The organism is Gulosibacter sediminis (assembly GCF_014904065.1).
Classification (GTDB): domain Bacteria; phylum Actinomycetota; class Actinomycetes; order Actinomycetales; family Microbacteriaceae; genus Gulosibacter; species Gulosibacter sediminis.
The window spans coordinates 43,745-53,319 of the sequence record NZ_JACXJG010000002.1 but is presented as its reverse complement, the minus strand read 5'-3'; the positions used below and the strand labels follow the sequence as shown (position 1 = coordinate 53,319).

Below are 9,575 nucleotides of genomic sequence, written 5' to 3'. Positions count from 1 at the left end.
CGGCCGAGGTCGAGACGCTCGTGGCCGTGTCGCGCATCCGGCGTATGGCCGTGCGGCTGCAGCTCAGCGAGCTCGCCGCCGTCGGGCGCGTGCTGCGCATCACGCCGGTTACGCTGGCCGATTCGAAGCAGATTCGACTTCGGCGCATGTACCCCGAGGCGAAGTATCAAGAGGCGAACCACCTGCTGATGCTGCCGCTCCCCGGCGGCAAGCGCATCGGCGAGCCGCTCAGCGACGGCGAGTTCCTCGACTGGATCCGCGGCGTCTTCCTCGCGCTCTTCGACGCGAAGCCCGAAGACGACGTCGCCCCGAGCGACGAGGCCGAGTCGGCGGCGAAGGGCAAGCCGTAGGCGGGTCGCAGCATCCCGGCGTGTCGACCCCATCCGTGCCGCCGCTGNGCAGTTTTCTACGATCGATGCGGCCATCACCGTCGCTCTCCGAGAAAACCGCAGCGATTGGGCGACGCTGGCGTCGGTTCTGGGCCCCAGCGATGCGGTTTTCTACCAGGGATGCGCGTGTCGAGTCGCGCTGCGAGTAACGGCACCGCGTCGCGAACCACGCGCTAGAGGTCCTCGACCGGACCCGAGCTCGACGACATGAGTACGGCCGGGACCGCCGACGCGAGGCCCGGCGCGAACACGAGGCCGACGGTGATCGCGATCGTGCGTGGGAACGCGAACTCGTCGCCGGCGCCGCTGTACGTGGGTGACGCGTTGCCAATCCAGACATCGACGGCAAGCCAGATCAGGCCCACGAGCACGACCGCCAGGATGAACATCCCGAGCACCCAGCCGAACGAGGTCGTGACGCGCTTGGCCCAGCCCGTGCGCAGCTGCTCCGCGTGCTGGCGCGCGCGGCTGCGGCGCACGAGCAGAATCGAGTCGGCGATGCCCGTGGCGATCCACGTGAACACCGGCACGATCGCGACGAGCACGGGGTAGAGCAGGCCCGAATCGTCGGCGCCGGTGACCTCGACCCAGTGCTGCCCCGAGACCGCGGCGGCCGTGATGAGCGACGCCACCGCGGTGATCAGCCAGACTTGCCAGGGCACCGGGCGGAGTTTCTGCATGTGGTCAAGGGTAACTAGCCTTGAGCGCATGACGAGTGAGGCCATGCAGCAGTTGATCGCAACGGTGGAGCGATTTCGCGGCGACGGCGGCTGCGCCTGGTTCGAGGCACAGACGCATCGCTCGCTCGTGAAGTACCTCGTCGAAGAGACTGCCGAACTCGTCGACGCGATCGAGGCGGGCGACGATACCGAAATCCGCGAGGAGCTCGGCGACGTGTTGTTCCAGGTGCTCTTCCATGCAAACATCGCGGCCGACCGCGGCGCCTTCACCCTCGACGACGTCGCCGACGAGCAACGCGACAAGCTGGTGCGACGCAACCCGCACGTCTTCGGGCCGACGCCGACGCGCGACATCGACGAGATCATCCGTATGTGGGAGGAAGCGAAAGCGATCGAGAAGCGCGACCGCACCTCGGTGCTCGATGGCATTGCCCGTTCGATGCCAGCCCTCGCGCTCGCCGAGAAGGTGCTCGGTCGGGGCACGAGCGTGGATGCGCAGCTCGCGGCGCCGCTCGACGGCAACGAGGATGCGGCCGAGGCCGCGTTCGGTGACGAACTATTGGCGACTATCGAGGTGGCCCGCAGTGAGGGAATTGACGCGGAACGCGCGCTGCGCGGCGCCGTCCGCCGACTCGAAGGTCGAATTCGCGACGCGGAAGCGTCACAGTCGGCCGACGCGGCTACGTAAACTGGAGCAATGGCCACTCAGATCAATCCGCCGCGCGGTATGCGCGACTTCCTGCCCGCCGACAAGCGCCGTCGTGAGCGCGTGCTCGCGACCATTCGCGAGGTGTACGGCGAACATGGATTTGACGAGATTGAGACGCCGGTGGTTGAGGACTCCGAGCGGCTGCACTCGGGCATGGGCGGCGACAACGAGAAGCTCTCGTTCGCGATCATGCGCCGCGGGCTCGGCGCCGACGATCTGGCCGCGGCCGCGGCAGCGGGCGACCCGCTCGAGCTGAGCGACCTCGGCCTGCGGTTCGACCTCACGGTGCCGCTCGCGCGCTACACCGCGTCGCACCGCGGCGAACTGCCCAGCGTGTTCCGTGCGCTGCAGATCGGCGCCGTCTGGCGCGCCGAGCGCCCGCAGAAGGGCCGCTACCGCCAGTTCGTGCAGTGCGACATTGACATCCTCGGCGAGCCGGGGCTGCTTGCGGAGGCCGAGCTGCTCGTCGCCGGGGGCGACGCCCTGCACCGACTCGGGCTGAGCGACTGCACGATCCGTGTCAACGACCGCCGCTTGCTCAACGAGCTGCTCGACTGGTGCGGTTTCGGCGCCGACGAGGCGCCCGCGGCACTCATTACCGTCGACAAGCTCGACAAGATCGGCGTCGAAGGCGTCGTTGCGGAGCTCGCCGAAACGAACGCGGCTGCGGCCGAACGAATCCGTGAGGCGCTCGAGGGATGGGCGCCCCAGCTCGAGCGCGGACTCGACCTCGCGCACGTGCTCGACTCGCTTCCGGCGGAGCTCGCGGCCCGCGAGGGCGCCAAGCTCGCGGCAAGCTCGCTTGCCGAGCTCGCCGAGGCGGTCGCGGCCGGCGGCGGCAAGCTGCCGCTCGTGTTCGACCCGACGCTCGTGCGCGGCATGGGCTACTACACCGGCACGATCTTCGAGGTGGCGCACCCGGCGTCGGGCTCGTCGGTCGGCGGCGGTGGTCGCTACGACGGCATGATCGGACGCTTCCTCGGCACGGATGTGCCCGCGTGCGGCTTCTCGATTGGCTTCGAGCGCATCGTCGACCTCGTCGCCGAGCAAGAGGGCGCCGCTGGCGAGGCGGTGCTCGTGCTCGTCGACAAGCGCCTCCCAATCGACGCGCAATTGCGCATCAAGCGCGAGCTCGCGCAGCCCGGCCGCCGTGTGCGGCTCGAGCGCCGCCCGAAGAACGTGCGCAATCTGCTCGAGCGCGCCGTCAACGAGGGCTTCACCCACGTCGCGCACGCCCACGCCGACGGTGAACCCCCCAAGCTCGAACCCCTCGCCTAGCCGCACCCGCCCGACGGCGCGGCAGCTGCCCGCCGCTNCCCCCAAGCACTCAACGCCAGGAATCGGCGAGGAGGGCGAGGGTGGTGAGGCGGTCGTCGGGTTCGTGCGTCTCGACGGCGATGAGGAGTTCGTCGGCACCCGTGCGCTCGGCCAGCTCGGCGAGACGCGCCGCGGCCGGTTCCGGCGCGCCGACGATGCGGGTCGCGAGCCGGTCGGCGACGAGCTCGCGGTCGTCGTTCCCGAGGGGATGCGCATCCGCCCACTCGGCCGAGGGATACGGGATCGCGCCCTGCCCACGACCATTGCGGATCGACGCGACCCAGTGGCCGTAGCCCTTCGCCGCCCGCTGCACCGCCGCATCCGTGTCGCCGACGATGACATCGGCCGACACCATCACATACGGCGCGGCGAGCGTCGTCGAGGGGCGGAACGCGGCGCGGTACTCGGCGATCGCGTCGAGCGTCGTGCGCGGTGACGTGTGATAGTTCGAGCCGAACGGCAGACCAAGGGCGCCGGCGACGCGGGCGCTGATGCCCGCGCTCGTGCCGTGCACCCACAGCTGCGGTGTCGCGGCCGTTGCCGGCGGCGCGACAAACGGGCCCGCCTCCTCGTCGACGGAAGTGCCGGCAAAGAATGCCCGCAGCTCGTCGATGAGCGCCTCGAGGTCGGTCGTATCGCCGTCGGTGCGCCCGAACAGGCGGCGCTGCAGCTGGAACTTCGCGGTGAGGTGCTTCGGAAACTCGGGCGTCGACGCGGGCACCGCGCCCGAGCGCCCGAGCCCGAGATCGATCCGGCCGGGGTAGAGCGAGGCGAGGGCCCCGAAGGTCTCAGCGACCTGAATCAACCGATAGTTGCCGAGCAGGGTCGCGGCGGTGCCCACCCGGATGCGCTCGGTGCGCTCGGCGAACAACGGCAGCAGGGTCGGAATGGGCCCGCCCGCAATGCCCGCGTTGAGGTGGTGCTCGGTGAGGAGGTAGCGGCGGTAACCGGCGCGCTCGGCGTGACCGGCCGCATCCGTCGACGCGGTGATGGCGCCCGCCGCATCCCCACCCTCGGGAATCGTGATGACGTCGAGCACATTCAATGCCGGCCGCGAGCCCGCCGCCTCGCCAGCGCGCGGGTGCTGGCCGGGGGCCGGGCTCACGCGATTGCCTCGACGACACGGTCGTCGTGCAGCCCACCGCCGGGCACCGCGGCCGTGAGCTCACGCGTGTACGCGGACTCGGGCGCGAACAGCACGTCGCGCGTCGCGCCGACCTCCTGCACCTCGCCCTGCTGGAGCACGACCACGCGGTGCGCGACCTCCCGCACTACCGCGAGGTCGTGGGTGATGAAGAGGTAGCTCACGCCCGTGCGCACCTGCGTTTCGACGAGCAACTCGAGAATCTGCGCCTGCACGGTCACGTCGAGCNAAACCGGCTCGTCGAGCACGATCAGCTTCGGGTCGAGGGCAATCGCCCGCGCAATCGCGACGCGCTGTCGCTGCCCGCCCGACAGCTCACTCGGCAGGCGATGCGCGAACGCGCGCGGCAGGCGCACCTGATCGAGCAGCTCGGCCGCGCGGCCTGCAAGCTCGCGCCGCCCGGCCAGCCCAAAATTCACGAGTGGCTCGGTAATCGTCTGCGCCACCGTGAGGTGCGGCGGCAGTGAGGCGAAGGGGCTCTGGTACACGAGGGTGAGCGACTTGCGCACCTGTCGGTGGGCTTTGGCGTCGAGCCCAATCAGCTCGGTGCCCTGAAATTTCATCGACCCGGCATCGACGTCGGTGATGCCGACGAGGGCCNCGCGAGCGTCGTCTTGCCCGAACCCGATTCGCCGACGAGCGCGACGGTTTCGCCCTCGCGCACGTCGAGCGAGACGCCGCTCAGCGCGGCGACCTGCTCGGCCTGCCGTCCGCGGCCGACGCGGTAGCGCTTGCTCACGGCGCGCACCTCGAGCACGGTCGCGCGCTCGGGCGACGCGGGCAGCTCGCGAATGCCGGCGCCGGCACCCGCACGGAATCGGGGCGCCGCGGCAATGAGCCGCTTCGTGTAGGGATGCGCGGGTGCCTCGAGGATCTGCTGCGGAGTGCCCTGCTCGACGATCTCGCCATTCGAAAAGACGAGGATGCGGTCGGCCCGGTCGGCGGCCACGGCGAGGTCGTGCGTGACGAAGAGCAGCGAGGCACCGAGCCTCTGCACCTGGTCGTCGAGTAGATCGAGGATGCGCTTCTGCACCGTGACATCGAGGGCGCTTGTCGGCTCGTCGGCAATAAGCAATCGTGGTTCCGTCGCCAACGCCGCGGCGATGAGCACGCGCTGCAGCATCCCGCCCGAGAGCTCGTGCGGGTACTGGTCGAGCCGCTGCTCCGGCCGCGAAATGCCGGTGCTCGTGATGAGCTCGAGGGCCCGGGCGCGGGCATAGCTCGCGCGCTCGCGGCGATTCGAGCCGCGAACGAGGTCGTGTAGCCGCAGGGTATCGACGACCTGATCGCCGATGCGCCGCACAGGGTCGAGCGAGACGGCCGGGTCTTGCGGCACGAGCCCGATCTTCGCGCCGCGAATCGAACGCCACTGCCGCGACGAGAGGCCGCGCAGCGAACCGCCGTCGAACTCGACCTCGCCCGCAACCTCGGCGTTGCCGCCGAGCAGGTTGAGAATGGCGTTCGCGGTGGTCGTCTTGCCCGAGCCGGACTCGCCGACGAGGGCCACGCGCTCGCCGTCGGCGACGTCGAAGCTCACGCCGCGCAGGGCTCGGGTTTCGCGGCCGCCGACGACGTAGTCGATCGTGAGGTCGCGCACCGAGAGCAGCGGCGGCGGGGTGGTGTCGGTCGTGCTCATGCGGAGGTTCCCTTCTGAAAGGCACGGGAGATGTGGTTGGCGGCGACGACAACGATGGCGAGCACGAAGCCCGGAATCACGGTGAGCCACCAGGCGGTCGCGAGGTAGCTGCGGCCGTCCGAGATGAGGGCGCCCCATTCGGGGGTCGGCGGCGTTGCGCCGAAGCCGAGGAAGCTCAGGGCCGAGACCGCGAGGATCGCGGTGCCGAACTCGAGGGCCGCGAGCGAGAGCACCGGCGCGATCGAGTTCGGGAAGACGTGGCGGAAGAGCCGGCGAAACACGCCGCCGCCGTACACCCAGCTCGCCTCGACATAGGTTGAGCTCGCGACCTTGATCACCTCGGCGCGCATGATGCGCGCGAAGCTGGCGCTGCTCGCGAGGCCAACAGCGATCGCGACGTTCACGGTGCCGAAGCCGGTCGCGGTGACGATGATGAGCGAGAGCAGCAGCGAGGGTACCGAGATGACGACGTCGATGATGCGCATGACGATGGCGTCGAACGCGCCGCGGAAGTAGCCGGCGAGTAGGCCGATGACCGAGCCGATCGTGAGCCCTACGAGCACCGCGACGAGGGTTGCGAGCATCGAGAGCGAGGTGCCGTAGACGACGCGCGTGAACTGGTCGCGGCCGACCTGGTCGGTGCCGAACGGATGCTCAGCCGAGGGCGACAGGAGCATCGCGTCGGCGTCGATGGCGGTCGGGTTGCCCGACGCGAACACGCTCGGCCAGAATGACCAGGCGATGACGACCGCGAATACCGCGATCGCGCTGATGAGGAGCGGGTCGTGCAGGATGCGTCGCCGCAGGGCGCGCAGCCGCCGCCGCAGCGGAGGCTGGCCGTCGTCGACCGGCTGGCGCGGCGCCTCGGTGTCGGTGGGTACGGCACAAGGTGCCGGCGGAGCGGCGGGTTGTGCCGAGGTGGCGCTGGTCATGATGCGGCTCCAATCGTGGCCTCGAGCGACGTCGACTGCTCGCTGGCGGGCTTGTCGGTTTTGTCGGCCTGGCTCGTGCGGCTGCGCGGACCCGCGGTGCGCAGGCGCGGGTCGACATAGGGATAGATGAGATCGACGAGCAGGCTCGAGATCACGAAGGTGGCCGACACGACGACCACGATCGCGAGCAGAACCGGCCCGTCGAACCGGCTCACCGCGTCCACCGTGAGCTTGCCGATGCCGTCGCGACTAAACACGGTCTCGGTGATGGCGGCGCCCGCGAACAGCTGCCCGACGAGCATGCCGACCATCGTGAGCACCGGCAGCACGGCGTTGCGCACCGCGTGGCCGATCACCCGACGGTGGTCGGCACCGCGCGAGCGAAGCACGGTAATGAACGGCTCGGTGAGCGTCACCTCGAGGCTCCGGGCGAAGAGTTGCGCGAGCGTCGCGCCGGTTGGAATCGCGAGAGTGATCGCCGGGAGGATGAGGGATGCGACCCCCGAGCTGCCCGACGCGGGCAAGAGCCCGAGCCGGAACGAGAACAACTGAATCAGCAGCAGGCCGATCCAAAAGCCGGGCAGCGACACGCCGAGCGGTGGGACCGCCGCGAGCAGACGGCGGACCCAGCGCTGGCGAGCGGAGTTCGCGGCAATCGCGAGCGCCCCGCCAAAGACCACGGCGAGCCCGAGGGCCGCGGCCGCGAGCGCCCCGGTCTGGGGCAGCAGCGTCACGACGCGCTCCCAGGCAGAACCGCGGGTCTCGTACGAGAGCCCGAAGTCGAGATGCAGCACACCCCAGAGTGACGTGAAGTACTGCTCGTAGAGGGGCCGGTCGAGGCCCCACTCGGCTCGGAGCGCGTCGATCTGTCCCCGATCGAGCGTGTCGTTCTCTTGTGTGGCCGACAGCACGAGAATCGTGGCCGGGTCGCCGGGCAGCAGGTAGAGGACGAGGAATGTCAGGGTGTAGGCCGCCCAGATGACGAAGATGGCCTGCCCAATGTGGGTGAGTGCGCGAGTCACGTCGCTGCCTCCTTTCAGATGAACTCGTGTTCCGAGCCGGTGGGGTTGGACTACTGCTCGATCCAGGTGTCGATGAAGGTGAGCCGGGAGGTGCCGTCGAGCTTGAGGTCGTGCACCTGGTCACTCACCGCGATGCTTGAGATGAGCGTGTAGAGCGGGAACCGGTAGCCGTCGTCGATGATCTGCGTCTGCACGTTGGCGAGCAGCTCCTGGCGCGCCTCCGGATCCTGCTCGCCGACCTGCTCGTCGAGCTCGGCCTGGATCTCGGCAAGGTCGGGGGCCTCGGCCTCGTCGATGCCGGCCTCGATCCATACCGGGAGGTACGGGAGGAAGTCCTGGCGGAGCCGGTCGGGCTCGTTGCGCGAGACGTTCGCGTACTGCAGGTCGGACTGGTCGGCGCGGGCGGTCGATTCCGAAACGCTCACCTGCGTGATCTGCAGGTAGACGCCGATCTTCTTCAGCTGCTCCTGCACCGCGACGAGCGGGTCGGAGGCCTGCCAGAAGATCACCGTGAACTCGAGGCGCTCGCCGTCGCGCTCGCGGATGCCGTCGGCGCCTGGCTCCCATCCGGCCTCGTCGAGCAGCGCGTTCGCCGCATCCACGTCGAGCCCAAGCTCGTCGCTGAGGTCGGTGTAGAGCGGAGTCGTTTCGGCGAGCAGGCTCGTCGCGGGGATCGCGTCGTCGCCGTACGTGATGCGCGAGACCTCCTCGCGGTCGATCGCAAGTTGAATTGCCTGGCGTACCGCGAGCTCCTGCAGCGGGGTGTCGCGGTCGAGCTTCGGCGTGAGCGAGAACACCGTGCCGGGGTTCGTACGCTCGACCACGTGGTAGCCGGGCGTCGCCGCGAAGTTGTCGAGTTCGGCAGAGGTGAGGAAGCTCGCGGCATGGATGTCGCCGGCGGTGAGGCTGCCCGAGCGCACGCTGATCTCATCGATCTGGGTGAAGCGGATGCTGTCGAGGTAGGCCGCACCCTGGTTCGAGTCCACCTCGGTCGAGAGGTTGTAGTCGGGCACCTTGGTGAGCACGATCTCCTGCTCGGGGGTGTAGCTCTCGACCTGGAACGGCCCCGANCGACGAACTCGCCGTTCTGGCGGTCCTCAATGCTGAGCTTCGTCGACTCGGTCGAGATGAGGCCGAGCGTCGACGTGCTCGTCGCCTCGAGGAACTGCAGGTTTGGGCTGGGGAACGACACCTCGACGGTCGTGTCGTCGACGACGGTCGTCTCGGCGCCTTCGAGCAGTTGGGATGCGCCGGCCGCGTCCGCGCCCAGCTCGAGAATCGCGTCGAAGTTTGCCTTGACGGCGGTGGCGTCGATCGGGGTGCCGTCATGGAAAACGGCGTCGTCGCGCAGGTGGAAGACGAACTCCGACGAGTCCTCGCTCACCTCCCACGACTCGGCGACCCAGGGCAGGGTCGTGCCCGGGTTGTCGGGGTCGGAGATGGTGAGCGACGCGACGAGCTGGCGCTGCACGGCGACGCCGTCGTTGTTGCCGCCCTGCTGGGGGTCGAGCTGGTTGACGCTCTGCACGCCGACGACGAGCTCGCCGCCCGCGACGGGGTCGCTCGTGGCGCCGCTGTCGGCCGAGGTTGCGGTGCCGGCGCAACCGCTGAGCAGCAGCGCGCTGACGGCGGCCATGGCCGCGAGTGGGGCGAAGGCGCTGCGGCGAGCGCGGGGTCGAGCTGGTGGGGTCGAAGACATGGGAGTCCCTTTCGAGGTGTGGCCCGCCCGCGAGCGCGGGAGGGGGA

Annotated in this window: 9 protein-coding genes and 2 pseudogenes; 3 read left to right on the top strand and 8 right to left on the bottom strand. The window is 69.6% G+C overall.

The genetic code is table 11. From position 1 onward, the window contains the following. Positions 1-350, top strand: a 350-nt coding sequence (locus ID132_RS13270) for a hypothetical protein (protein ID WP_235988180.1), incomplete at its 5' end; no start/stop codon positions are given. A gap of 212 nt (positions 351-562) precedes the next feature. On the opposite strand, the gene ID132_RS00975 is transcribed toward ID132_RS13270, so the two are convergent. Further along, on the bottom strand, positions 563-1,069 hold the full coding sequence (locus tag ID132_RS00975) for a hypothetical protein (protein WP_125106287.1): 507 nt from the start codon (positions 1,067-1,069) through the stop codon (positions 563-565). A gap of 28 nt (positions 1,070-1,097) precedes the next feature. Between ID132_RS00975 and ID132_RS00970 the strand changes: the two genes are divergently transcribed. Together ID132_RS00970 and hisS are read left to right on the top strand one after the other, a co-directional pair. Then, positions 1,098-1,757 (top strand): nucleoside triphosphate pyrophosphohydrolase, encoded by a 660-nt coding sequence (locus ID132_RS00970; RefSeq protein WP_193127641.1) that lies wholly within the window; start codon positions 1,098-1,100, stop codon positions 1,755-1,757. A gap of 9 nt (positions 1,758-1,766) precedes the next feature. Continuing rightward, a complete protein-coding gene (gene hisS, locus ID132_RS00965; RefSeq protein WP_193127640.1) occupies positions 1,767-3,056 on the top strand; it encodes a histidine--tRNA ligase in 1,290 nt (429 codons plus the stop codon). A 49-nt stretch (positions 3,057-3,105) separates the two neighbouring features. On the opposite strand, the gene ID132_RS00960 is transcribed toward hisS, so the two are convergent. The 7 genes and pseudogenes from ID132_RS00960 to ID132_RS15060 all read right to left on the bottom strand — a co-directional run. Further along, positions 3,106-4,200 carry an MsnO8 family LLM class oxidoreductase gene (locus ID132_RS00960; RefSeq protein WP_125106284.1) on the bottom strand — a complete coding sequence of 365 codons (1,095 nt, stop codon included), beginning with the start codon at positions 4,198-4,200 and terminating at the stop codon, positions 3,106-3,108. Beyond that, entirely contained in the window at positions 4,197-4,802 is a 606-nt protein-coding gene (locus ID132_RS14550; protein WP_328743278.1) for an ATP-binding cassette domain-containing protein, read from the bottom strand. The genes ID132_RS00960 and ID132_RS14550 overlap by 4 nt, the downstream gene beginning before the upstream one ends. Further along, positions 4,799-5,875, bottom strand: a complete 1,077-nt coding sequence (locus tag ID132_RS14545) for an ATP-binding cassette domain-containing protein (protein WP_328743276.1) — start codon at positions 5,873-5,875, stop codon at positions 4,799-4,801. Before ID132_RS14545 ends, ID132_RS14550 begins: the two co-directional genes overlap by 4 nt. Next, entirely contained in the window at positions 5,872-6,807 is a 936-nt protein-coding gene (locus ID132_RS00950; protein WP_235988179.1) for an ABC transporter permease, read from the bottom strand. The genes ID132_RS14545 and ID132_RS00950 overlap by 4 nt, the downstream gene beginning before the upstream one ends. After that, positions 6,804-7,829 carry an ABC transporter permease gene (locus ID132_RS00945; protein ID WP_125106282.1) on the bottom strand — a complete coding sequence of 342 codons (1,026 nt, stop codon included), beginning with the start codon at positions 7,827-7,829 and terminating at the stop codon, positions 6,804-6,806. The genes ID132_RS00950 and ID132_RS00945 overlap by 4 nt, the downstream gene beginning before the upstream one ends. A gap of 50 nt (positions 7,830-7,879) precedes the next feature. After that, a pseudogene (locus ID132_RS14270) lies at positions 7,880-8,887 on the bottom strand (ABC transporter substrate-binding protein); the annotation flags it as partial. A gap of 101 nt (positions 8,888-8,988) precedes the next feature. Further along, positions 8,989-9,465, bottom strand: a pseudogene (locus ID132_RS15060) (ABC transporter substrate-binding protein); the annotation flags it as partial. Between the last annotated feature and the right edge of the window lie 110 nt (positions 9,466-9,575).

Coding starts and splice junctions, on each gene's coding strand:
- ID132_RS00975 (WP_125106287.1), bottom strand. CDS start 1,069: ATGCAGAAACTCCGCCCGGTGCCCTGGCAAGTCTGGCTGATCACCGCG.
- ID132_RS00950 (WP_235988179.1), bottom strand. CDS start 6,807: ATGACCAGCGCCACCTCGGCACAACCCGCCGCTCCGCCGGCACCTTGT.
- ID132_RS00970 (WP_193127641.1), top strand. CDS start 1,098: ATGACGAGTGAGGCCATGCAGCAGTTGATCGCAACGGTGGAGCGATTT.
- hisS (WP_193127640.1), top strand. CDS start 1,767: ATGGCCACTCAGATCAATCCGCCGCGCGGTATGCGCGACTTCCTGCCC.